The organism is Roseovarius bejariae, assembly GCF_009669325.1.
In the GTDB taxonomy this organism is placed as follows: Bacteria; Pseudomonadota; Alphaproteobacteria; order Rhodobacterales; family Rhodobacteraceae; genus Roseovarius; species Roseovarius bejariae.
The window spans coordinates 227,811-251,522 of record NZ_SZWE01000002.1 but is presented as its reverse complement, the minus strand read 5'-3'; the positions used below and the strand labels follow the sequence as shown (position 1 = coordinate 251,522).

Annotated in this window: 23 protein-coding genes; 6 read left to right on the top strand and 17 right to left on the bottom strand. The window is 62.9% G+C overall.

Annotated features, from left to right (window positions below; genetic code table 11):
• Window positions 1-3: 3 nt before the first annotated feature.
• Both pgl and zwf read right to left on the bottom strand, forming a co-directional pair.
• Complete coding sequence (pgl, locus tag FDP25_RS15265; protein WP_154154226.1) at window positions 4-675, bottom strand: 6-phosphogluconolactonase; 672 nt, start codon at window positions 673-675, stop codon at window positions 4-6.
• Window positions 672-2,126 carry a glucose-6-phosphate dehydrogenase gene (gene zwf, locus FDP25_RS15260; protein ID WP_154154223.1) on the bottom strand — a complete coding sequence of 485 codons (1,455 nt, stop codon included), beginning with the start codon at window positions 2,124-2,126 and terminating at the stop codon, window positions 672-674. Before zwf ends, pgl begins: the two co-directional genes overlap by 4 nt.
• A 163-nt stretch (window positions 2,127-2,289) precedes the next feature.
• Between zwf and FDP25_RS15255 the strand changes: the two genes are divergently transcribed.
• The gene (locus FDP25_RS15255) at window positions 2,290-3,234 is read left to right on the top strand and encodes a radical SAM protein (protein WP_154154220.1); all 945 of its coding nucleotides are present in this window, start codon (window positions 2,290-2,292) and stop codon (window positions 3,232-3,234) included.
• Window positions 3,235-3,277: 43 nt separating this feature from the next.
• On the top strand, window positions 3,278-4,459 hold the full coding sequence (locus FDP25_RS15250; protein WP_154154217.1) for a BaiN/RdsA family NAD(P)/FAD-dependent oxidoreductase: 1,182 nt from the start codon (window positions 3,278-3,280) through the stop codon (window positions 4,457-4,459).
• 68 nt (window positions 4,460-4,527) lie between these two features.
• On the opposite strand, the gene murD is transcribed toward FDP25_RS15250, so the two are convergent.
• The 10 genes from murD to FDP25_RS15200 form a co-directional block, all read right to left on the bottom strand.
• Entirely contained in the window at window positions 4,528-5,931 is a 1,404-nt protein-coding gene (gene murD, locus FDP25_RS15245; RefSeq protein WP_154154214.1) for a UDP-N-acetylmuramoyl-L-alanine--D-glutamate ligase, read from the bottom strand.
• A gap of 183 nt (window positions 5,932-6,114) precedes the next feature.
• Window positions 6,115-7,236 carry a phospho-N-acetylmuramoyl-pentapeptide-transferase gene (gene mraY / locus FDP25_RS15240; RefSeq protein WP_154154211.1) on the bottom strand — a complete coding sequence of 374 codons (1,122 nt, stop codon included), beginning with the start codon at window positions 7,234-7,236 and terminating at the stop codon, window positions 6,115-6,117.
• A complete protein-coding gene (locus FDP25_RS15235; RefSeq protein ID WP_154154208.1) occupies window positions 7,236-8,684 on the bottom strand; it encodes a UDP-N-acetylmuramoyl-tripeptide--D-alanyl-D-alanine ligase in 1,449 nt (482 codons plus the stop codon). Before FDP25_RS15235 ends, mraY begins: the two co-directional genes overlap by 1 nt.
• The gene (locus tag FDP25_RS15230; RefSeq protein ID WP_154154205.1) at window positions 8,681-10,165 is read right to left on the bottom strand and encodes a UDP-N-acetylmuramoyl-L-alanyl-D-glutamate--2,6-diaminopimelate ligase; all 1,485 of its coding nucleotides are present in this window, start codon (window positions 10,163-10,165) and stop codon (window positions 8,681-8,683) included. Before FDP25_RS15230 ends, FDP25_RS15235 begins: the two co-directional genes overlap by 4 nt.
• Window positions 10,166-10,184: 19 nt before the next feature.
• Entirely contained in the window at window positions 10,185-11,969 is a 1,785-nt protein-coding gene (locus tag FDP25_RS15225) for a peptidoglycan D,D-transpeptidase FtsI family protein (RefSeq protein ID WP_154154202.1), read from the bottom strand.
• Entirely contained in the window at window positions 11,966-12,316 is a 351-nt protein-coding gene (gene ftsL / locus FDP25_RS15220; RefSeq protein ID WP_154154200.1) for a cell division protein FtsL, read from the bottom strand. Before ftsL ends, FDP25_RS15225 begins: the two co-directional genes overlap by 4 nt.
• A complete protein-coding gene (rsmH, locus tag FDP25_RS15215; RefSeq protein WP_154154197.1) occupies window positions 12,316-13,308 on the bottom strand; it encodes a 16S rRNA (cytosine(1402)-N(4))-methyltransferase RsmH in 993 nt (330 codons plus the stop codon). Before rsmH ends, ftsL begins: the two co-directional genes overlap by 1 nt.
• Before the next feature lie 3 nt (window positions 13,309-13,311).
• A complete protein-coding gene (gene mraZ, locus FDP25_RS15210; protein ID WP_294623694.1) occupies window positions 13,312-13,815 on the bottom strand; it encodes a division/cell wall cluster transcriptional repressor MraZ in 504 nt (167 codons plus the stop codon).
• Window positions 13,816-14,483: 668 nt separating this feature from the next.
• Window positions 14,484-14,996 (bottom strand): GNAT family N-acetyltransferase, encoded by a 513-nt coding sequence (locus FDP25_RS15205; RefSeq protein WP_425500532.1) that lies wholly within the window; start codon window positions 14,994-14,996, stop codon window positions 14,484-14,486.
• A 98-nt stretch (window positions 14,997-15,094) separates the two neighbouring features.
• Window positions 15,095-15,511: a universal stress protein gene (locus FDP25_RS15200; RefSeq protein ID WP_154154190.1), complete on the bottom strand. Its 417-nt coding sequence runs from the start codon at window positions 15,509-15,511 to the stop codon at window positions 15,095-15,097.
• 268 nt (window positions 15,512-15,779) lie between these two features.
• Here FDP25_RS15200 and FDP25_RS15195 point away from each other — a divergent pair, with 268 nt between their 5' ends.
• Window positions 15,780-17,216: a phospholipase effector Tle1 domain-containing protein gene (locus tag FDP25_RS15195; RefSeq protein WP_154154187.1), complete on the top strand. Its 1,437-nt coding sequence runs from the start codon at window positions 15,780-15,782 to the stop codon at window positions 17,214-17,216.
• On the opposite strand, the gene acuI is transcribed toward FDP25_RS15195, so the two are convergent.
• From acuI to FDP25_RS15170, 5 genes are all read right to left on the bottom strand, one after another.
• Window positions 17,213-18,202 carry an acryloyl-CoA reductase gene (gene acuI / locus FDP25_RS15190; protein ID WP_154154184.1) on the bottom strand — a complete coding sequence of 330 codons (990 nt, stop codon included), beginning with the start codon at window positions 18,200-18,202 and terminating at the stop codon, window positions 17,213-17,215. The genes FDP25_RS15195 and acuI overlap by 4 nt on opposite strands.
• Before the next feature lie 110 nt (window positions 18,203-18,312).
• A complete protein-coding gene (locus FDP25_RS15185) occupies window positions 18,313-19,425 on the bottom strand; it encodes a dimethylsulfoniopropionate demethylase (protein WP_154154181.1) in 1,113 nt (370 codons plus the stop codon).
• Window positions 19,422-19,940 carry a DinB family protein gene (locus FDP25_RS15180; RefSeq protein WP_154154178.1) on the bottom strand — a complete coding sequence of 173 codons (519 nt, stop codon included), beginning with the start codon at window positions 19,938-19,940 and terminating at the stop codon, window positions 19,422-19,424. The genes FDP25_RS15185 and FDP25_RS15180 overlap by 4 nt, the downstream gene beginning before the upstream one ends.
• A complete protein-coding gene (locus FDP25_RS15175; protein WP_154154175.1) occupies window positions 19,940-20,599 on the bottom strand; it encodes a DUF1326 domain-containing protein in 660 nt (219 codons plus the stop codon). Before FDP25_RS15175 ends, FDP25_RS15180 begins: the two co-directional genes overlap by 1 nt.
• Window positions 20,600-20,632: 33 nt before the next feature.
• On the bottom strand, window positions 20,633-21,394 hold the full coding sequence (locus tag FDP25_RS15170) for a DUF2182 domain-containing protein (protein ID WP_246175941.1): 762 nt from the start codon (window positions 21,392-21,394) through the stop codon (window positions 20,633-20,635).
• A 93-nt stretch (window positions 21,395-21,487) separates the two neighbouring features.
• Between FDP25_RS15170 and FDP25_RS15165 the strand changes: the two genes are divergently transcribed.
• The 3 genes from FDP25_RS15165 to FDP25_RS15155 all read left to right on the top strand — a co-directional run bounded on the left by FDP25_RS15165 (window position 21,488) and on the right by FDP25_RS15155 (window position 23,625).
• Window positions 21,488-22,225 (top strand): FadR/GntR family transcriptional regulator, encoded by a 738-nt coding sequence (locus tag FDP25_RS15165; RefSeq protein ID WP_154154169.1) that lies wholly within the window; start codon window positions 21,488-21,490, stop codon window positions 22,223-22,225.
• A 79-nt stretch (window positions 22,226-22,304) separates the two neighbouring features.
• Complete coding sequence (locus FDP25_RS15160) at window positions 22,305-22,463, top strand: hypothetical protein (protein ID WP_154154166.1); 159 nt, start codon at window positions 22,305-22,307, stop codon at window positions 22,461-22,463.
• An 88-nt stretch (window positions 22,464-22,551) separates the two neighbouring features.
• Window positions 22,552-23,625, top strand: coding sequence for a flagellar motor switch protein FliG (locus tag FDP25_RS15155; protein WP_154154163.1), 1,074 nt, complete (start codon window positions 22,552-22,554; stop codon window positions 23,623-23,625).
• Window positions 23,626-23,712: the final 87 nt, after the last annotated feature.

Sequence of the window (23,712 nt, the reverse complement as noted above, 5' to 3'; positions counted from 1 at the left end):
CCTTTACTTGCACCAATGCACGTTCATGTCGTCCAGAACCGCCCGCACCGGCGCATCGCGTGCAGGCAGGGTTTGCGCCCGGTCAAGCGCGGCCCGCTTGGACGACCCGGTGATCACCAGATGCTTGGACATCGCGTCATTCAGCACCCGCGCCGTAAGCGTCACCCGTGGCTCGGGCGCTCCGGGGGCGCGCATCGGCACCAGAACCGGCGCGCGCTTGTCCAGGGCCGTATCCAGATTGTCGGCCCCCGGAAAAATCGAGGCCGTGTGCATATCCTCGCCCATGCCCAGCAAGAGCACAGAGATCGGCAGGCGCGGAATGATATAAGCCTCAAGCTCCGCAAGAACCGCCTCGGGCGCCTCGGCTTTGGCATAAAGGGGCAGGTAATTCGCCTTGGCCGCCTTGCCCACCAATAGTCGCTCACGGATCATCCGGGTGTTCGACCGTACATGCACCTCGGGCACCCAACGTTCATCGCTCAGCATGACGTCAACCCGGCTCCAATCCAATTCGGCATCGCACAGGTCATCGAAAATCGGCCCCGGGCTGGAGCCGCCCGGCACAACGAAAAGCGCGCGCTCTTCGTGGTCCAACGTGGCTTTCAACTCACCGGCCAGATGGTTGGCCAGATCGATGGCCAGCATTTCGTCGTCTGCATATTCGATCAGGTTCATGGCTTTATCTCCCGCCAGTGCCGCCCGTCGCGGTGAATAAGCGCCAGCGCCTCATCCGGCCCCGACGACCCCGAGGCATAGGGCAAGGGCGGCTCGCCTCGGGCTTCCCACTCCGCGATCATCGGATCGGTCCAGGCCCAGGCCTCCTCGACCTCGTCATCGCGCATGAAGAGTGTCTGGTTTCCTCGGATAACATCCATGATAAGCCGTTCATAGGCATCCGGGAAGTCCGCGTCGTCCGGGCCCAAAGCCTCGGCAAAGGTCATGTCCAGCGGGACATCGATCAGGCGCATCCCCCCCGGCCCCGGTTCCTTGATGGTCACGCCCAGTTCGATCCCCTCGTTCGGCTGCAAGCGGATGGTGAGGATATTGGCATGGCGCCCGGCCTCGGCCCCGAAAATCGAATGCGGCGCATCCTTGAAGACAACGGCAATCTCGCTGGCCCGCGCCTTCAGGCGCTTGCCTGTGCGCAGGTAGAACGGCGTTCCGGCCCACCGCCAGTTGCTTACATGCGCCTTGAGCGCCACGAAGCTTTCCGTCGTACTACCTTGGTTCTCAACTTGCTCATTGTAGCCCGGCGCATCGCTGCTGGCCTCGTATTGGCCGCGCACCACGTCCCCCGGCTCCACCGGATCAAGCGCACGGATGACCTTGAGCTTCTCGTCGCGCACCGGGTCCGGCTCGAACTTGGCAGGCGGCTCCATGGCGATCAGGCACAAAAGCTGCATCAGGTGGTTTTGCATCATGTCCCGCACCGCACCGGCCCGGTCATAATACTCGCCACGCCCGCCTACCCCCACGCTTTCGGCCACCGTGATCTGGATGTGATCGACGTACTGGCTGTTCCACAACGGCTCGAACAAGGTATTGCCAAAGCGGACCGCCATCAGGTTCTGCACCGTTTCCTTCCCAAGGTAATGATCGATCCGGTAAATCTGATGCTCGTGGAAATGCTGCGCCAGCGTGGCATTCAACGCCTTCGCGCTCTCCAGATCCCGGCCAAAGGGCTTTTCCACGACGATCCGGCTGTCATGATCGGCCATGCCATGCTTATGAAGCCGCTCGGCCAACTCCCCGAACAACCGCGGCCCGACCGAGAAGTAAAAGGCCCTGATCCGGTCCGAATTCACCTCGCGCTCCAAATCGTCCCAGCCGGTCTCGCCCATGGCATCGACCACCACGTAACCCAAGCGCCCTAAAAAGGCCTCCAAGGCCTCGCTATCCCGGGCCGAGGCCGGGTCGAACTCGGCAATGGCTTCGCGCACCATGGCACGGTACCCGTCCACGTCCAGATCGCTGCGCGCAGCGCCAATGACGCGTGACTCCGCATCCATCTGGCCCGCGCGGAACCTGCGAAACAGGCCCGGCAGAATCTTGCGCCGCGCCAAATCCCCCGTCCCGCCAAAAATCACTAGGTCGAAGGGATCGACCGGAATGACACGCGATACCATTCTGAAACTCCTGCCAGTGCGCCCTATTCCAAAATCAGGCAGCGCCTTGGTGCAAGTCTAGCACGACACAGACTGTTCACAATGGTGTCAGGCCCTCGCTGGGGCCTTTCTTTCACGCTGCTCCAAGGCTACCTGAATGAGGCAAGCAACCAACAGGCCCCCCATGAAGGATACCATCGCCAACACTGGCAAGTTTCAGGATCCGCAATTGACCGCCGATGGCACACCCCGCGCCATTGTCCCCTTGTCCAATCCGGAAACCCTTTGGTTCAACACCGGCACACTGTGCAATATCACCTGCGCCAACTGCTACATCGAAAGCTCCCCCACCAACGATGCCCTCGTCTACATGACCGAGGCCGAGGTCACGGATTACCTCGACCAGATCGAAACCCGCGACTGGCCCATCGAAGAGATCGGCTTTACCGGCGGGGAACCCTTCATGAACCCGGAAATGATCGGCATGGCCCGCGCCGCGCTGACGCGCGGATACAGGGTTTTGATCCTCACCAACGCCATGCGCCCGATGATGCGCCGCCGCGTGCAGGAGGGGCTTCGGGACCTTGCCGCGGACTACGGCGATAAGCTGACCCTGCGCATCTCCGTTGATCACTGGTCGGAAACCAACCACGACACCGAACGCGGCCCCGGCGCCTTCCGGCGCACCCTCGAAGGGATGCAATGGCTGCGCGATGCAGGTATCCGCATGACCGTCGCAGGCCGCACCGTCTGGGGCGAGGACGAGGGCAAGGGCCGTCAAGGCTATGCCGATCTTTTCGCCACGCATGGTTTCGCGATAGACGCTTCCAACCCGGGCGAAACCGTCCTGTTCCCCGAAATGGACGAATCCACGGAAGTTCCCGAGATCACGACCGCCTGCTGGGACATCCTCGGAAAATCCCCCGACAGCGTGATGTGCGCCTCCTCGCGCATGGTGGTCAAACGCAAGGGCGCTGCGCGGCCTGCCGTTCTGGCCTGTACCCTCTTGCCCTACGCACCCGAATTCGAACTGGGCGCAACACTGGCCGAGGCCGAGCGTGACGTGGCCCTCAACCACCCGCATTGCGCCAAGTTCTGCGTTCTGGGCGGGGCAAGCTGTTCGGCCTAGACCGCGCTTGACGCGACCGCCCCGTTGGGGCATCGCCTGCCGCATGCAGATCACCACCCTCATCCTTGGCGCAGGCGCCGCCGGCATGATGTGCGCGGCCCATGCAGGCCCCGGCACGCTGGTCATAGATCACGCGAAACGCCCGGGCGAGAAAATCCGCATATCCGGCGGCGGGCGGTGCAATTTCACCAACCTATACACTGAACCCGCCAATTTCCTCGGGGCAAACAGGCATTTCCACAAATCCGCCCTCTCCCGCTATACGCAATGGGATTTCATCGATCTCGTCGCGCGCCACGGCATCGCCTATCACGAGAAAACGCTGGGGCAACTTTTCTGCGACGGGAAGTCCACACAGATCATCGAAATGCTCCGCATGGAAATGACCCAATCCGGGGCCGACCTCTGGCTTGATTGCACACTGGCCGATCTGGGCCATGATGGCAGTCATTTCACCGCCACGCTCGACCACGCAGGCACCCGCAAGACCGTCACCGCGCAAAACATCGTGCTGGCCACCGGGGGCAAATCCATCCCCAAGATGGGGGCGACCGGACTGGCCTATGACATCGCCCAACAGTTCGGCCATACGGTGACTGAAACCCGCCCCGCCCTCGTGCCGCTCACCTTTTCCGACCAACGCTTCGCGCCACTTTCCGGCACCTCCGCCCCGGCCCGCGTCTCGAATACCCGCACCGCCTTCGACGAGGCGGTGCTTTTCACCCATCGCGGCCTCTCCGGCCCGGCGATCCTGCAAATCTCCTCCTACTGGCGCGAGGGTGAAGAAATCGAGATCGACCTCGCTCCCGACGGCCACCTCCTTGAAGCCCTCAAGACGCAACGCCAAGCCCAGGGCCGCCGCAACCTGACCACCGAACTGGCCAAACACCTGCCCGCCAAGCTGATCGAGCATCTGGCGCAGGAGATTGATTTAAAAGGCAACCTTGCCGATCAATCCGACGCCCGCCTGACCGACGTGACCGGCCACCTGCGCCACTGGCGGCTCAAGCCCACGGGCTCCGAAGGCTACCGCACCGCCGAAGTCACCCTTGGCGGCATCGACACCGATGGGTTTTCCTCCAAAACCATGATGTCAAAATCCATTCCCGGCCTTTATGCCATTGGCGAGGCCGTGGATGTCACCGGCTGGCTCGGCGGCTACAACTTCCAATGGGCGTGGTCCTCGGGCTGGGTCGCAGGGACCGCCATCCGGGAATCCTCCTAAGCCATTCTTCTTTTTACAAATATCCCGGGGAATCGCCCGCAGGGCGATGGGGCAGAGCCCCGATACATTCACCCGCCGATATGCCGTTTCACCTGCGCGATGAAATCCTCGCCGCGCTTTTCGAAACTATCGTATTGATCGAAACTCGCGGCCGCCGGGGCCAAAAGCACGGTATCCCCGGGCTCGGCCTCTTGTGCCGCTCTGGCCACCGCAGCTTCCATCGTCGTGCAGACCTCGGCCTCGACCCCTTCCAGTCCAAGCGAAAACTGCGCCGCCTCTCGCCCAATCACATAGGCTTTCACGACATTCCCAAGCCCCGATGCCAGCCCGTCAAGTCCGCCATCCTTCTCCAGCCCCCCACAAATCCAGCGGATATTGTCGAAGGCCAAAAGCGCCTTGAGGGCGGAATCCACGTTGGTCGCCTTGCTGTCATTGACGAAAGCCACACCATTCGCCTCGCCAATCCGCTGACTGCGGTGCGGCAATCCCGCAAAGCTGTGAAACGCCCGCTCGATCACCTTGGGCGCAAGACCCAACGTGCGACAGGCCGCATAGGCGGCACAGGCATTCTGATGGTTGTGCACGCCGGGTAACCCCTTGATTTCGCGTAGATCAATTGATCCCGCCTGCTTGCCCTTGCGATACTCCGACAAGAACCCCTTGCGCGCGAAGACCATCCATCCCGGCCCCGACAGCTTCCCCTTGGCCGAGACCCGAATGACCCGGTCGTCGCCGCGCCCCTCGGCCAGTTGCCCGGCCAGAAACAGCCCCTCGTCCTCGTCCACACCGATCACCGCGCGGTCCGGCCCGCCCTCGGCAAAAAGCCTGCGCTTGGCTGCAAAATAGCCGCCCAGACCGGCGTGCCGGTCCAAGTGATCGGGGGTCAGATTGGTGAAAACCGCAATATCCGGCGTCAGGGCGCGGGCCAATTCGGTCTGGTAGCTGCTGAGTTCCAGAACCACTACACCGCCATCCCCGGGCGGGTCGATGTCCAGCACCCCCCGGCCGATGTTACCGGCCAGTTGCACGTCGCGCCCGACCTCCTCAAGAACATGGTGAATGAGGGCGGAAGTCGTTGATTTTCCATTGCTTCCCGTGACCGCGATCACCTTGGGCGGCTGGTCGTAGCTGGCCCAGTTCGAGCCTGACAGCGACCGGAAGAACAACCCGATGTCATTGTCCACCGGAACACCTGCACGCAGGGCGGCGGCGACCACCTTGTTGGGGCTGGGGTAAAGATGCGGAATACCGGGCGAGACGATCAGGCTGGCCACGTCATCGAAGGCCCCCTCGCGGAACAACTCCTTGATCTCGAAACCTTCTTCGTGTGCCGCCTCTTGTGCCGCGGGGTTATCGTCCCACGCCAGAACTTGCGCGCCACCGGCCCGCAAGGCCCGCGCCGCCGAAAGGCCCGAGCGCCCCAATCCCAGTACGGCGACCTTTGCCCCCTCGAAACCCTGAACCGGAATCATGCCCCGCCCCCGTCATTAATCATAGCGCACCCTGCCCCGAGCGTCGCGGCCTTGCAAGATGGGGCAGTGCACCAAACATAGGCGGGGTTTTCTATGACCATGGCCCAACGACCACCCGCCGCCGAAACAGTCCCGAAATCTTCAAAAGATTTCGGACCGATGTCTTTTCAAGACATCGGCACCTTACCTCACCTTCAGCGTCGCCAGCCCGATCAGCGCGAGGATCAGGGCGATGATCCAGAAGCGGATCACGATCTGCGGCTCGGCCCAGCCCTTTTTCTCATAGTGGTGGTGAATCGGCGCCATCAGGAAGACACGTTTGCCGGTGCGTTTGAAGTAAAGCACCTGAATGATCACCGAAAGCGCCTCGGCCACAAAGAGGCCGCCGATGATGCCCAGGACGATCTCGTGCTTGGTGGCCACAGCAATTGCCCCAAGCGCGCCGCCAAGCGCGAGTGAGCCGGTATCCCCCATGAAAACGGCGGCGGGCGGTGCGTTGTACCACAGGAACCCCAGACCGCCCCCGGCAAGCCCCGCGACAAAGATCAGGATCTCGCCCGTGCCGGGCACGTAATGCACATCGAGGTAATCGGTGAAATCCACCCGCCCCACTGCATAGGCGATCACGCCAAGCGCCCCGGCGGCGATCATCACCGGCATGATGGCCAGCCCGTCCAGCCCATCGGTCAGGTTCACCGCGTTGGCCGCGCCCACCACGACGAACATCGCGAAGGGAATGAAGAACAAGCCAAGGTTCAACAGCGCGTCCTTGAAAAACGGGAAGGCCAGGCGCCCCGAAAGCGGGTCATACTCCTCGACCCGCGCGGCAAGGGCCACGTCATTCACCCCGTGCAGGTACATCGCCCAATAGGCCGCGATCCCGGCAATGGCAAACCCCAGACCAAGGCGCACCTTGCCCGAGACCCCGGCCACGTTGCCCTTGGACACCTTGGCATAGTCATCGGCAAAGCCGATCAGGCCAAAGGCCAGCGTCACGAAAAGCACCATCCAGACAAAACCATTGTCCAATCGCGCCCAGAACAGCGTGGAGGTCACAAGCGCACCGACGATCAACAGCCCGCCCATGGTGGGCGTGCCGGACTTGGCGAAATGGGTTTCCGGGCCATCGTCGCGAATGGGCTGCCCCTTGCCCTGTCGCTTGCGCAGCACGTTGATCAGCGGCGGGCCGAAGATGAAGCCAAAGAACAGTGCCGTCATGAAGGCCCCACCCGCGCGCAGGGTGATGTAGCGGAAAAGGTTGAAGAAATCGCCACCATCCGAGAGGGCGGTCAGCCAATAGAGCATTACGTGTTCCTTTTCTCTTCAACCGTTTCGCGTCCCACGCGGCGCAGGGCATCGACCACGCGGCTGACGTGACTGCCCTTCGATCCCTTGACCAGCACCACATCGCCCGCATCGACAAGCCGGTGCGCCTTATCCGCCAAAGCCTCGGCCGAGTCCACATGCTCTCCGCGCAGGGGCTCCGGCAAAGCCTCGTATAGCGCGGCCATGCGGGAGCCGACACAATGCACGACATCCAGTGCCGCCACATATGGCAAATCGGACAGGGCCGCATGGAGCTGTATTTCGTCCTCGCCCAGTTCCAGCATATCACCCAGAATCGCAACGCGCCGTCCCTTGGCAACCCGACCCACCCCGTCGCGCGGGGTGGATGCGGCCAGCACCTCCAATGACGCGGCCATGGAGGTTGGGTTGGCGTTGAAGGCATCGTCGATCAGGTCGAACGTCAGGTCCTCGTCGTCATGGTCCAGCGCGATCACCTCGCGGGTGCCGCGCCCGGCAGGCGGATGCCAGCGGGCAAGGTCCATCGCGGCGCGCACCGGGTCGGCGCCAAGCGCCTCGACCGCGGCCAGCGTGGCAAGGCCGTTCATCGCGAAATGCCGCCCCGGCGTGGAAATCTTGAACAATTGCGGCCCGCCCGGAAGGTCAGCCTGCACCACGGTGGTCTCATCACTCAGGCGCACGTCCATCAGGCGATATTGGCATTCCTCGCAAGCGCCAAAGCGCGCCACCGGTCCGCCGCTGGCCCAAGCCGCGCCTTCCATGGTGCGCACCAAGTCGCTGTCCAGATCGCCGTTGAAGATGCAGGTGCCGTTGTCTTCCAGCCCGTCGAAGATCGCGGATTTTTCAATCGCGATTCCATTGAGATCCTCGAAAGCCTCAAGATGGGCGGCGGCAACGGTGGTGATCATCGCCACATGGGGCCGCGCCATGCGCGAGAGCGGGGCAATTTCGCCGGGGTGGTTCATGCCGATCTCGATCACGGCAAACTCCGTGTCCGCGGGCATCCGCGCCAGTGTCAGGGGCACGCCCCAATGGTTGTTGTAACTGGCCTCGGCGGCATGGGTCCGACCCTGTTGGGAAAGCACATCGCGCAGCATTTCTTTGGTCGAGGTTTTCCCGACCGAGCCGGTGACGGCCACCACGCGGGCCTGCGTCCGGGCGCGGGCGGCGCGGCCCATGGCCTCAAGCCCCGTCAACACGTCATCGACAATCAAGAGCGGCGCATCCTCGGCCACGCCCTCGGGGATATGGCTGACCAAGGCCGCTGCCGCACCTTTCTCAAGCGCTTGCGCCACGAAATCATGCCCGTCGCGCGCAGCCTTCAGGGCAACGAACAAGTCGCCCGGTTCGATCGTGCGGGTGTCGATCGACACGCCTGCCGCCTGCCAATCACGGGTGACGTGCCCATCCGTCGCCTTTGCCGCATCCTGCGAAGTCCAGAGCGTCATGCCAGCCCCCCATCCAAGGCAGACACGGCCACGCTGGCCTGTTCGCTGTCGTCAAAGGGGAAAACATCATCGCCCACGATCTGGCCGCTTTCATGCCCCTTGCCGCAGATCAGAAGGGCATCCCCCGGCCCCAACATATCGACGCCGCGCAGGATCGCCTCGGCGCGGTCGCCCACCTCCGTGGCCTCCGGCGCGCCCTCCATCACGGCGGCGCGGATCACGCCCGGGTCTTCGCTGCGCGGGTTGTCGTCGGTGACGATCACCAGATCGGCATTTGCCGCCGCCGCGCGGCCCATAAGCGGGCGTTTGGCGGTGTCACGATCCCCGCCCGCGCCCACGATGGCCACCAGACGCCCCATGACATGCGGGCGCAGCGCGGCAAGCGCAGTCGCCACGGCATCGGGGGTATGGGCATAATCCACGAACACCGCCGCCCCGTTGGAGCGGGTCGCGGCCAGTTGCATCCGGCCCTTGACGGTGCGCATATGCGGCAGGGTCTCGAAGACCTCCTGCGCGTCGGCCCCGGCCCCGATCACAAGGCCCGCGGCCAGCAGCACGTTTTCCGCCTGGAACCCGCCGATGAGCGGCAAGCGGACCTGTTGCACCCGGCCTTTCCAGTCGAACCGGAGCTCCTGCCCCGTGGCCTCGAACCGTTGGGCCTGCAATTGCAGGTCGCATCCCGGCGCACGCCCCACCGTGATCAGGTCCTGCCCCCGTGCGCGGGCAATCTCGGCCACGCGGGCAACGGCGGGGTCGTCCATGTTCAAAACCGCCACGCCATCCTCGGGCAGGACACGGTCAAACAGGCCCGTCTTGGCGTTGAAATAGGCCTCGAAACTCTCGTGGTAATCCAGATGGTCCTGCGTGAAATTGGTGAACCCCGCCGCCTGGATGCGCACCCCGTCAAGGCGGCCCTGATCCAACCCATGGCTGGAGGCCTCCATCGCGGCATGGGTCACGCCCTCGGCCTCTGCCGCCGCCAACACACGGTGCAGGGTGATGGGGTCGGGCGTGGTGTGCGCAAGCGGCGCCTCGAACGCCCCTTCGACCCCGGTCGTCCCGAGGTTGATCGCGTCAAAGCCCATCTCGGCCCATATCTGGCGGCAAAAGCTGCTGACCGAGGTTTTGCCATTGGTGCCTGTGACGGCGACCATGACTTCGGGCTGCGCGCCGAACCACAGGGCTGCGGCATAGGCCAGCGTCTGGCGCGGGTCTTCGGCCACGATCAGCGCGGCATCGCTGAGGTTTAGAAACTCGGCAGCAAGCCGTGCGCCACGGGCATCGGTCAGGATGGCCCCCGCCCCCATGCGCAGGGCATACTGGATGAACTCGCCGCCATGCACGCGGCTTCCGGGAAGGGCGGCGAATAGAAACCCTTCTTTCACCTCGCGGCTGTCCACGGCCAAGCCCGTCACACGCGCTTGCCGCCCGCCCTGGGCCGTCAGCCCCAGTTCCGCCAGTGATTTCACCTGCCCCACCATCACACCCCGCCTATATGGCTCAATTCGACGTGAGCGTTATACCAGCCAGTTCGCCGGGTTCAATCTCGGGACGCAGCCCCAGAAGCGGTGCGATGCGGCGGATGATCTCGGCAGCAACGGGGACGGCCGTCCAACCGGCGGTGCGCCGGGGGATCTCACCACTGGTCTCCACCGGCTCATCGAGGGTGACCACCAGAACATATTTCGGGTCATGCGCGGGAAAGACGCTGGCAAAGGTGGCAATCACCTTGTCCTCGTAATACCCGCCGCCCTGCTCCTTGGGCTTATCGGCTGTGCCCGTCTTGCCGCCCACCGCATAGCCCGGCACCTCGCCGAAACTGGCCGTGCCTTCGGTGACGACCTTGCGCAACATGGCAAGGGCCTTTTGCGACGAGGCCCGCGACAGGACACGCGGACCGGTGGCCGGACCTTCCTGTTTAAGAAGCGTCGGCACCACGCGATTGCCGCCATTGGCCAGCGTCGCATAGGCCGAGGCAAGATGCAGCGGGCTTGCCGATAGCCCATGACCATAGGAAATCGTCATTGCGGACAGCTCGGACCACTTGGGCGGCAACAAAGGCGTACCGCCCTTGGCCTCGACCATCTCAAGCGGTGTCGGTTCAAAAAAACCGAGACTCTCAAGAAATTCCTGTTGCCGTTTTGCGCCGATCATCTGCGCGATACGGGCGGTTCCGATATTCGAGGATTTGACGATCACTTTCGTTGCCGAAAGCTCGGCCCCGTAGTTATGGAAATCACGAATACGATACTTGCCCCAACGCAGCGGGCCCTTGGTGTCGATCATCGTGTCGGGGTTGATCAGGCCCAACTCCATGGCCTGCGCCACGGCGAATATCTTGAAGGTCGATCCCAGTTCATACACCCCCTGAACAGCCCGGTTGAACAAAGGGCTGTCACCGGGGTTGCCCTCCGTTGGCGGGCGGGGCCGGTCATTGGGGTCGAAATCGGGCAGCGAGGCGATCGAGATAACCTCGCCCGACCGCACATCCATCAGGATTGCCGCCGCCCCCCGGGCATTCATCAGGCTCATACCGCCATGCAACACCCGCTCGGTCGCGGCCTGCACCGACAGGTCCAACGACAATTCAAGCGGCTTGTGGCCAAGCGCCGGATCACGCAGGCGCTCGTCATAGAATTTCTCGATCCCCGCCACGCCGATGACCTCGGCGGCATGCACGCCCTCGCGGCCAAAGCTGGCCCCGCCCAGAACATGAGCGGCCAGCTTGCCATTGGGATAAAGCCGCATCTCGCGCGGGCCGAACAAAAGCCCCGGCTCGCCAATGTCATGCACCGCCTGCTTTTGTTCGGGGCTGAGTTTTTTCTTGATCCACAGGAACTTGCGCTTGCCGGTGAAATCCTTGAGCAGGCGCTCTTCCTTCAGGTCCGGGAAAATCTTGACCAGTTCACGCGCCGCGCGCTCGGGGTCGATCATCTGCGGGGGTTGCGCATAAAGGCTGTGGGTCTCGAAGTTGGTCGCCATGATGCGGCCCCTGCGATCCACGATATCCGCGCGCTGCGCCAGGATCTGCGCCCCGGCCACCGAGGTGCGCGGCTCGGCAGGTTCGGAATGGGCCAGAACGCCCATCCGCCCGCCAATCACCGCAAAAGCACAGGTAAACATCACGCCCAAGACCAAAAGCCGCCCCTCGGCACGCTTGCGGGCGCGGTCGCGCATCTGTTCATGGCGGATGCGGATATTCTCGCGCTCGATGGCGTCGGGGTTTTCGCCCTTTGCCCGGGCCTCAAGGATACGCGCCAGCGGGCGCAGCGGCGTGCGGATCATTGCGCGGCCTCCTCATCCATGTTGGATACTTCCACGGGGTTCAGCACCGGCAGCTTGTCGTCCTCGGGGAAAGCCACCTGATCAATCCGGCCAAATTGGTAAGGTTGCAGCGGCAACAGGCCCAGCTTGTCGAAATTCAAATCCGCCAGATCACGCAAGCGATCCGGACGATTGAGGTAAGCCCATTCAGCATTGAGCACCCGAAGGCGTTGACGCGCATTGGAAATCTCGCGCTGAAGCTGCTCGGCCTTGGCCTGTGCTTCCTGCGTTTCGTAATTCTCATGGTAGGCCCAGAAGGCAAGGCCAATGACCATCATCGCGGAAAGGATGTAAAACAGGCTGCGCATTATCTGTCCCCCTTAAGAAGCGGCATGCCCATGGCTTTGCGGTCGGATGTGCCGGGCGCGGCACTGGTCCGGGTGGCAACGCGCAGCTTGGCACTGCGCGCGCGTGGGTTCTCGGCCAGTTCCTCGGCATCCGGGCCGATGGCCTTTTTTGACTTGAGCGTGAATTGCGGATCTGGCTTTTCGATCTGCGGGGCGTGGCGGCTGCCGCCCCCACCGCCGCCCGACCGCGCGGTCAGAAAGCGTTTCACCATCCTGTCCTCGATGGAATGGAAGGTGACCACGGCCAGTTGCCCGCCGGGCCTGAGCGCCCGTTCGGCCGCCTCAAGCCCGGCCAGCAATTCACCGTATTCATCGTTCACCGCGATGCGGATCGCCTGAAAACTGCGGGTCGCCGGATGGGCCTGACCCGGTTTGGCGCGCGGCAGGCATTTTTCAATGATATCAGCGAGTTGAAGCGTGGTTTCAATGCGCGCCTCGTTGCGCGCCCGGCCGATCGCCTTGGCAATCCGGCGACTTGCGCGCTCTTCCCCGTAAAGAAACAGGATATCGGCCAGCTCCGCCTCGGGCGTGTCATTCACCAGATCGGCAGCCGTTGGCCCCTCCTGGCTCATCCGCATATCCAGCGGGCCGTCCTTCATGAAGGAAAACCCGCGCTCGGCCTGATCCAGCTGCATCGAGGACACGCCCAGATCAAGCACCACGCCATCCACGCCCTCGGCATGGTCATCCATGTTGGAAAAGGTGTCTCGCACCAGCGTGAGACGGTCACCATAGCCCGCGCCCCACTCTTGCGCCATCTGCAAGGCCAGCGGGTCGCGATCAATGCCAATAACGCGCTCGGCCCCGGCCTCCAAAAGGCCACGGGTATAGCCGCCCGCGCCAAGCGTACCATCGATCCAAACGCCCGCGACAGGCGCAACAGCCTGCAACAAGGGGCGCAGTAAAACCGGGATATGCGGGTCAGTTTCGGGGGCTTTGGCAGCGGCAGCCATCCGTCACTCCCCTTTCGCCCCATCCAGGAAGACCAATGGGTCGAAATCCTCGGGCAGTTCGTCCAGCCATTCTTCGGTCTTGGCCAGCTCCTCGGCCTCGTAGGTCTCGGGCTTCCAGATCTGGAAAGTATCGCCGGCGGCGATGAAAAACGCCTCCCCCTCAAGGTCGATCTTCTGACGCAGCTTGGCAGGCAGCACCAGCCGCCCGGTCTCGTCGACATTGGTGGGATAGCTCTGGCCGTGAAACAGCCGTTGCAGCATCTTGCGCTCCATGGAACCGCGCGGCAGGGCATCGATCTTGTTGTCGACCTCCTCAATCGCTTCCATGGTGTAACATTCAAGGTAATTGCGGCGATGATCGCCATAGACGATCACAAGCTCGGGCGCGTCGCCCGGGGTCCAGTTTGGATCGGAGGATTCGAGAACACGGCGGAAAGAGGCCGGGATCGACACCCTGCCCTTCGTGTCCACCTTGTGGTGGCTCTCGCCTCTGAACCTGCGAACCACTGTCCCGTCCGCCCTTCTGTTGGTGCCGGTGGGAATTCACCGGTCTTTAAACGAAACGACGGATTGAGCTGCTGCCACTGCCCAATCCGCCGCCCTCGTCCCGCCTAGCGGGTAGTCCAGCTGCGCGCGCCACCTGGGGGGATGTCTGCTCGCCCGCGCGCCGGATCTCTTGTTTCGATGAAAGCGGGTGCCTGTATGAAACCTGACTTTGGGGATTTTGTTTCGGGGTCTTTTTAGCGCCCCTTGTTCCCGTCCTCATCGTGAATACAGGGATGCCATGGGAATTCATGGAAATCAATAACTTTTTGAGGGAAATCGGCACAACACCTTGTCTCAAAGCCCCTTCAAAAACAAGATGATGTGGTGATTTTGGCAAATATGACGCATCACCTAGCGCGACAACAAAGCTTCAGCACAACATATAGTGCAAATCATGAAGCCAAATAATTTCCCACGAATTCCCGGATTTTTTGGATAATTGCGCCAAAGCGCCCCCGAATTCCCAAGAATTGCAGCTGTGAATCACAGGATTCACTCACGATTCAAGGTATGATTCGTAAAATCGACCTAGTTTCCCATTGGTGCGCGCCGCATATCCCATGCTTTCCCACGGGGGCATCCCATGCTTTCCCGTGGGCCGTCCCACGGTATCCCAAATGATGGATGCGTCAGCCGCCCTGCCCGTCAGACAGCCATTTGTACATCACCCGGGCATCCACCAGTCCCTGCTCGGGATGGTTGAAGGCTTTGGGCAAACGGCCCACAGTCTCAAAGCCCATCTTTTCCCAAAGCCCGATAGCACCGGTGTTGGTCTCGACCACCAGGTTAAATTGCATCGCAAGATAGCCCAGCTTCACGGCCTCGCCCTGACTATGGGCGCACATGGCCCGGGCAATCCCCTGCCCGCGCGCGTCCGGCGCCACCATGTACCCACAGTTGCATACATGCGAACCGCCGCCAGCGTGATTGGTCTTGATATAATAGGTGCCAAGAATGCGCCCCTCGGCCTCGGCCACGTAGCAGGCACGCGGCACATCCATCCAAAGCTCTAGCGCACGGTCCCGTGTGATCCCGGGGTCAACGGCATAGGTGTCACCCGCGCGGATCACATCACGCAAAATCGGCCACAGCGCCTCGGCGTCCTCCGCCCGCGCAGACCGAATCTCAAATTGTGGCGAAATATTCACGCTCTCCCCCCGCACCCAACAGCGGAGGCACCCTAGACCGATGCACAAGCGCAAACAAGATCAAGCGCTCGCGCATCGGTGGCTTTCCTGCGTCAGGTCCGGACGACCATGACCGAACACTTCGCATGCTCGGCGATCTTGCCGCCATTCGACGGCCAGACATAGTCCATGATGTTGGGCATATGGCTTTGCATCACCACCAGATCGGCGCCAGTGGTGCCAATCGCCTTCATCAAGGCGTCGTCGACATCGGCACTGGGGTCATGGCTAACAACCGTATCTGCCGTGGCTTTGACACCGTGCTTACTGGCCTGCTCGTCAGCAAAAGCCTGCAATTTCTCACCGTACTCCTCGGGGTTATGACCCAGACTGCTGGGCGAAGGCGATGTCACGCCCACATAGTGAATCTGTGCGCCATAGTGCTTTGCCAGATCGGCACTGACTTGAAGCGCATGCTCCAGATCCCCCAAATGGCGCAAATCAACCGGCGTCATGATCGTCTTGAACATTCTGTTCCCTCCTGTTGCGCGCACCGCCTGCCCCTGAACCGGTCCGTTGGCTCGGACCCTGCCGGCGGTCGCCACGTATCCGGGGGCCTGCAGCGCTTCCGCAGGGTGCCCCGTTACCACCACGGTAACGCGGCCTCGCCCCGGAAATCAATCAACCGCGTCGCTTTTGCGACAGCCCGCGACATGACACGTCACAGTTGCGCAGGCGGCATGCACCATGCAAAGGTTGCCCAAACGAGTATTCTCAAGATGATTTTACAGATTTCTCATGCCCATTTTGCGCCGTAACCCGCTGTTCCGCCTCCCTCTCGTCATTATGCTTTGCTTTTTGACCGGCTGTGGCGGTGGCATCACCCGCAGCTTCACCCCTGCTAGTGACCCCGCCGAGCACATGGCATCCCCACCTGCGACAATCGCCCCGAAAACGGTGGTCCTGATGCTGGATGGCACGGGCAATGATCTAAACAGCGTGACCAACGTGGGCCGCCTGCATCACTTGGTAACCCTGCAAAACAGGCGCGACCTTTCGGTGTTTTACACCTCAGGCGTGGGCGCGGACCGAACCGGCCCCCTTGGCCTTGCCACCGGACTGGGCTTTCGCAAGGATGTTGAGGCCGCTTATGGCTTCCTCTCCGATCATTTTGACCCTGAAACCGACAAACTGCATCTTTACGGCTATTCGCGCGGGGCCTTTGCCGCCCGGGCGCTGGCCGGGTTCGTGCATAGCGTGGGGCTTCTTGACCTGTCGCAATTCGACCAGCCCGAAGATGGGTATGACCCGGCCCTGACCCGCCAGCGCCGCGACTTCCTCTCGGCGCTTTTCACCGCCTACAAGTTTCCGCCCGGCCACCTGCGCCAAAGTGTTTGCAGGGATCGACCAGAGCGCCTGCGCGACATCTGCATGCGCCGCGCCGCCACCGCGCAGGTGCGCAAGCGCTGGAACGTACCGTTGCGTGCGCAATATTCCGATGTGGGTTTCGACATCGTGGGCCTCTGGGATACGGTCGAGGTTCTGGGCCTCTCCAATGCCGATGACAATCCCGATCACGTCAACCCGCGCTACTCCGACCAGATCTGCAACATGAAGAAGGTGCTGCACGCCGTGTCCCTCGATGACACGCGGGCAACCACCTACACCCCGGTCCTGATGACCCGCAACCGCCTCACCCGGGATTGCGATGATCCCGGCAGATATCACTTCGACAAGGTCGAGGAGGTCTGGTTTGCAGGGGCCCACGGCGATGTCGGCGGGAGCTACCCGCAAGGCGCGCTTGGCGGTGTGTCACTCAATTGGATGCTGCACGAAACCGAGGGCACCGGTGTTGCGGGCCGCTCGATCTACCCCGAGGGAACGGAGGTCTATCAACACGAACTGGACATCGTGCACGACACCGAGCGGATGAACCGCGGCTTCCAGGTGCTCTTCTATCGCAATCTGCGCGATTTGCGCCGCTACCTTGCGAAATGCAAGAATGACCATCCCGGAAGTCTCTGCGGCAGCGCCGTGGACAGTTTTGCGATCCACCCAAGCGCCGTGGTGCGCCAGCAGGCCGATGAAGTCATATCCCCCGACCTGCGCCGCACGCCATCCGGTCGGTCGCCAAACGTCCTGAGCAAGGGCACAGAAAACCTCGCATCCTGCATCAAGGCCCTGCCGGAGCGGGCAGATAACTGCCCGCCCCTCAAGATATGGACCGCCGATTAGGCGTTCACATCCACCACGACACGGCCCTTGACCTGACCCTTCAGGATGTCACGCCCCAGTGCCGGCAGGTCCGACAGGGTCGCGGGCTGCACCATGGCCTCCAGCTTGTCCATCGGCAGGTCCTTGGCGATCCGCTCCCACGCGCGCAGGCGGTTGTCATGGGGCTGCATCACGCTGTCGATCCCCAACAGGTTCACACCGCGCAGGATGAATGGCGTGATGAGCGCGCCTTCGATCGCCGCCCCCCCGGCAAGGCCGATGGCCGCCACAGACCCGCCATAGCGCATCTGCTTGAGAACCCGGCCCAGCATCGCCCCCGCCACGGCATCCACACAACCGCCCCAGCGCTCGGCCTCCAAGGGCTTCTTGGTGACCTCGGTCAACTCCTCGCGCGCCACGATCTCAGTCGCCCCCAAGCCTTTCAAATAGTCCTCCTGCTCGGGCCGACCGGTGACTGCCGCCACCTCGTGACCAAGCTTGGCCAGGATCGCCGTCGCGACCGAGCCGACACCACCGGCGGCCCCGGTGACCAGAACGGGCCCGTCCTTGATCCCCTGATCCTCCAGCGCCATCACCGCCAGCATCGCGGTAAAGCCCGCGGTGCCCACGGCCATGGCCTGCCGGGTGTCCAGCCCCTCGGGCAGGGGTACGAGAAAATCGGCCGGCACCCGCGCCTTTTGCGCATAGCCACCCCAGCGGTTTTCGCCCACGCGCCAGCCGGTCAGCACAACCTTGTCGCCCGGCTTGTAACGGTCATCGTCACTGGCCTCGACGGTGCCGGCAAAATCAATCCCCGGCACATGCGGGTAATTGCGCACCAAACCGCCCCCCGGTCCGATGCACAGACCGTCCTTGTAGTTCACCGTCGAATACTCCACCGCCACCAGAACCTCGCCCTCGGGCAGATCGCTTTCGGAAATCTCCTGCACGGCGGCGGATGTCTTGCCGCTCTCCTCGTCCTTTTCGACAACCAATGCCTTGAACATGTCGCTCTCCTTCTTGCGTGGCAGGGCCAGCCCCCTGCTTTTTCTTGGTTCAAATACCTCGGGGAGCGCGAGGGGCTGGCCCCTCGCTCCCGCCTTCTGCGGCCAGTTGATCAGGCCCAGAATGTCTCGTGCACGATGCCCTTGCGTGGACCATCGGGGGTCACGACCTCAACTTCGTCGCCTTCGTCCCAATGGGTCAGCTTGACCATGCCGATGGCGACATTGGTCTTATGGTCCGGGCTCCAGGCCGCGGAACTCACCCGCCCCACCTTGCGGCCCTTTTCCGACAGCACCGGCCACCAGTCGTTACAGATCGGCACCGCGTCGCCCTCTATCTCCAGCGCGCGTATTTGCTGCACCGGGCCTTCCTTGGCGACCCTCAACAGCGCATCCCGCCCGACACAGCCAATCGCCGTGTGGGTATTGCAAAACCGCCCCAGCCCGCACTCATGAGGCGTGTTGTCATCGGTCATGTCGTTGCCATAGGACAGCAGCCCGCCCTCGATCCGTTCGATCAGGTTGGGACAGCCCGCGTGCACATCCAGATCGCGGCCCGCCTCCATCAAGGCATTCCACAGGTCCATGCCGATATCGCCGCCCTCGACGTAAATCTCGAAGCCCCCCTGCTTGGAATAACCCGAGCGCGCCACCACCAGGTCGCGGCCCTGGAAATCGAAATGGCCAAAGCGGAAAAAGCGGATGTCATTCACCGCATCGCCAAAGACCCGCGCCATCAGGGCGTCGGCCTTGGGGCCTTGTACCGCCAGGGGGCTGACGTCCGGCTCATCCACCAGCACGTCCAGCCGCCAGCCATGCGCCGTGGCCCGCACCCAATAGAGAAGATCACTGTCGGCAATCGAAATCCACCACCGGTCCTCGGCCAGCTTCACCGCCACCGGATCGTTGAGCATCCCGCCGGTTTCATCGACGATCGGCACGTAAAAACACTGCCCCGGCATCATGCCCCGCAAATCGCGCGGCGTCATCATCTGCATCAGGCGGGCGGCATCCGGGCCGCGCAGTTCCACCTGTCGTTCGCAGGACACATCCCAGACCTGCACCGCCTCCTTCAGGTGGTGATAATCCTCTTCCACACTTCGAAAGACGGTTGGCAAAAGCATGTGGTTATAGACCGTGTAGGCCTTGACGCCCGCCGCCTCCACGCCCGGGGAAAAGGGCGTGCGCCGCAACCGGCGCGACAGGGATAGGAAAGGTGCGTTCATTCAGTTTCCTCCGGCATCAGGAACAGGTCACTCACCGGCGCCCCGATCTTTGACTTTGTCAGCATGGCATGGACCTGCCCACGATGATGGGTCTGGTGGTTGAACATATGGATTACGCATTGCGCCATCGGGCTGCGGGCCTCTCGGCCAAGGCTGCGCGAGTGGAACCGAAGCGCGCCTGCCAGGTCCACCGCATGCAGCCCCTTGGCCCAGCGCGCGATCATCCCATCCATGGCAAACCGCTCGGCCCCCCAGACCGCGAAGGTGGGGCAAAGCTCCGTGCTGGTGACGATCCCACCCTCCGGGGGCGCTTGCAGATCGGGCGCGAAACGGCTCATCCACAGGCGATCCGCCCAGAGGATATGATTGAGCGTGCCAAGGATCGAGCCGAAGAAAGCCCCGTGATCGGCGCGCAGCACCTCCAGCGGCACGCCGTCAAGGGCGTCGGACAATTGCCGGTTCTGCCACGCGTTATAGCGCGCCATCATCCGCACATAGCCCGGCTCGATCATCATCAGCGCGGGCCTTTCCAGTCGATCTGGCAGATTTCCGCGCTGCGCCCGTCGAAATCCCAGACCCGGCCAAAGGCACGCACGCGGCCTTGGGTGGCGGTGGCCACGGTAATGTCCGGCCCCATCCAGTATTCGGTGTTGGTCACGACGATATCCTCGCCGCCCTTGCCCTCGACCGGCACGACCTCGCCCTGAATCTTCTTGCCCACCATCAGGCGGCGCGCCTTGCCTTCGGTTTCAAAGACCACCGGCGCACGTTCCGCCCCGAGGAATTCGCTGACCAGAATGCTGAACAGGCCCGTCGTACCGCGCGCCTTGCCGGAAAAGATATTGACCAGCGCCTCGTATGCCGCGTCGCTGGCGCGTTCGTCGATATAGGCGGCGGCCTTCCAGTTGCCCCGTGCCATCAAGCCCGGAATTTCCAGCATCAAACCGACATTCAGGCCCGACAGGTCCTCGTCGCCGTAATGGCCCGCGTCGATGCGCACCCCGGCCCAAGCCTGGCAATAGCCTTCCGTCGGCGGGTGCTTGCCAAGGCTGACGACACAGGGGCAAAAGACCGTGCAGTTACAGTTCAGGATCAACTCGCCCTTGATGTTCCACGGCACGGTGCCAACCGGCTGCGCCTCGCCTTTTTCCAATGTTTGTGTTCCTTCGGCCATGTCAGCCTCCCTTTCCTGTCGTTGTCTCAAATCTCAAGTGACCGTGCCCAGCGCCATCACCCCTGCCCCGATCAGCAAGGCATAGCCCAGGGGCCGCGTCAGCCACCGGCCCAGATCGGGCAGCTTCTCGATCACCATGATCACGGTCGCCAGCCCCATGAAGGCAATGTTCATCACGCCCCCCACGAAGGCCAACAGCATCAGCGCCCAACAGCAGCCAAGGCAAACCGCCCCCAGCCGCAAACCATTGCGCCAAGGCCCTTCCTCCCAGTGCTGCATGAAGAAGGTCAAAGGCGCGCGGCACTTGGACAGGCAGGCCTCTTTCATCTCGCTGAACTGGTAAAGCCCTGCCATGGCCAGCAGCGCGGCGGACAGTAGGCCAGACCGGCTATCGCCGAAGGCACTGACCAGCCCGGCCTGATAGAACCCCATCTGCAAGGCCGCCGCGAAAACCGAAAATCCCAGCCAGATCGCCATGTAACCGCCCACCAAAGCGCCAAACCGCGTCTGCCCGGTGTGCGACAGCTCATCATAGGTGGCAAAGGCAGGCAGCGCCGTGGGCGCCATCATCGCCGCCGACATCAACGCCCACATAAGCGTAACCCGCAAAAACCCCGCGGCATCGGGCGTCACGGCGCACAGGCTTGCCAGAAAATCCGCGCCATACACCCGGCCCGCCGCGCGCATCTCATCGGGCAAGGCCATGGCATAAAGCAGGCCCCACGCCAGCAGGATCACCCCGAACAGCGACAGCCAATGCCACCCGGTCATCCGCCTGATCCGCGCCGAAACCATGCCGCCCTCCCTTGCGACTCGCTCCACTCACGGCAATTGTCAGACATTTAATGCCCCCTTGCAAGCCAATTGTCCGACAATTAAAACAATTCCATGAAAATCGAGACAGACCCCAAGGCCGACCTCTCGGCGCAGATCGCCAAATCCATCCGTGATGCCATCATCAACGGCGATATGATCGTCGATGAGCGCCTGCCCTCCGAGGCGGAACTGTCGGACCAATTCGACGTCTCCCGCTCCACCGTGCGCGAGGCGCTCAAGCGTCTGGCGGCGCAATCACTCATTCGCACCCAACGCGGGGCCTCGGGCGGGGCCTTCGTGCGCAGGCTCTCCTATGAAGAGGCTTATGGCCAGCACATCACCACCTCCACCCTGCTGTTGTCGATGAACGCCGTCAGCTTCGAAACCGCCTGCGAGGCGCGCTATGCCCTCGAACGTGCCTGCGCGCCCATGGCCTGCGAGCGTCGCACACCCGACCAACTGGCCACCATGCGGGCCGAGATTCACCGCCAATCGCAACCGGGCCTCAGCGACGAATCCTTCTGCGCCTCCGACGTGACCCTGCACCGCGCCCTTGTCGATGCCGCGCACAACCCCGTGCTCAGCTACCAACTGGCCGGCGCGGTGGAGGCCATGCAGCCCTTGATGAACATGATCACCTTCACCGCCCGCTCACGCGAGGAAATCGTCACCTTGCACAGCCGCCTGACCGACGCCGTGGAGAGGCAGGATACGGCCAAGGCCGACAATGCCCTGCATGAACTTGAGGCTTATACCCTGCACCTTGGCCGTGATGTCATGGCGGCGCGTGCGCTAAAAAGCGGCAAATGACAGGCCCCGCGCGCTTGGCTTTTTGAGAAACGCCTCACCCGTGCTATCCTGCGGCCCATCACCCGAAAGGAGAGACGCGATGACCATCAAGACGATCTTCACCGCCGCCGCCCTTATGCTGGCCACGTCCGCTGGGGCCTTTGCGATGTGCGCGGACAAGGAACACGCCATGTCCTGCGCAGACGGCATGATCTATGACACAGACAGCCGTAGCTGCATTCCGCAAACCACAAGCTGAGAAACCGTCCCGGCCCCGGGCCGGGTTTAGACATTTCTTCACCCTTCCCCGCCTATTTTACCTGTGACACTGCCGCTTGGGGATAGGGATGACTGACCAAACACAACTTGCCCGGCTATCGCCACCCGCGCGCGCCGCCTCTGCCGCCGCACGCCTGACACGCCGCCAAAAGGCCGCCATCGTCGTGCGCTTCCTTCTGAACGAAGGGGCCGACGTGCCGCTGACCGACCTGCCCGACGCCTTGCAGGAATCGCTGACAACCCAAATGGGCACCATGCGTTACGTTGATCGCAGCACGCTGGCCGATGTGGTGGCCGAATTCGCCTCCGAGCTTGAGGCCATGGGCCTGACCTTTCCCAATGGCGTGGCCGGGGCGCTTTCGGCGCTCGATGGCCGGATCAGCCCGCAAACCGCCGCCCGCCTCAAGAAAGAGGCCGGCGTCAGGCTATTCGGCGACCCGTGGGAGCAGGTACGCAGCGCCGAGGCCGAAGACCTGCTCGACATCCTGCAACGGGAAAGCACGGAAATCGCAGCGGTCATGCTGTCCAAACTTGACGTCGCGCGCGCCGCCGACCTTCTGGGCAAACTCCCCGGCGACACCGCGCGGCGCATCACCTATGCGGTCTCCCAAACCGAGGCGGTCACACCCGAGGCCGTGGATCGCATCGGCCTTGCCCTCGCCGCACAATTGCATGATGTGCCCGACACGGCCTTTCCCGACGGCCCGGTGCAACGTGTCGGTGAGATACTCAATTACTCCGCCAGCGCGACGCGCGACGATGTCCTGACCGGGCTAGAGGAAACCGACGAGGATTTCGCACGGCTGGTGCGCAAGGCGATCTTCACCTTCGTTCATATTCCGGACCGGGTGAACCCGGTGGACGTTCCGAAACTCACCCGCGAGGTGGACCAGGCGGTTCTAGTCACCGCGCTTGCCTCGGCCTCGGCCGGTGATCTCGCCCCGGCAGCCGAATTCATCCTCGACAACATGTCGAAACGCATGGCCGAAGCCCTGCGCGAGGAGATGCAGGAACTGGGCACGGTCAAACCGCGCGACGGGGAAGAGGCGATGACCCAGGTGGTCAACGCCATCCGTCAACTGGAAGCCGCGGGGGAGATTACCCTGATCTCGCCAGAGGAAGACGACGACGAGAACGGCTGACCCCGGCACCATTCACGGGCAAGATAGTCTGAACAGATCCGCGCGCGCCGCCCGCGTTTCGTACGACTCGTACGATCCCGTCGCGGC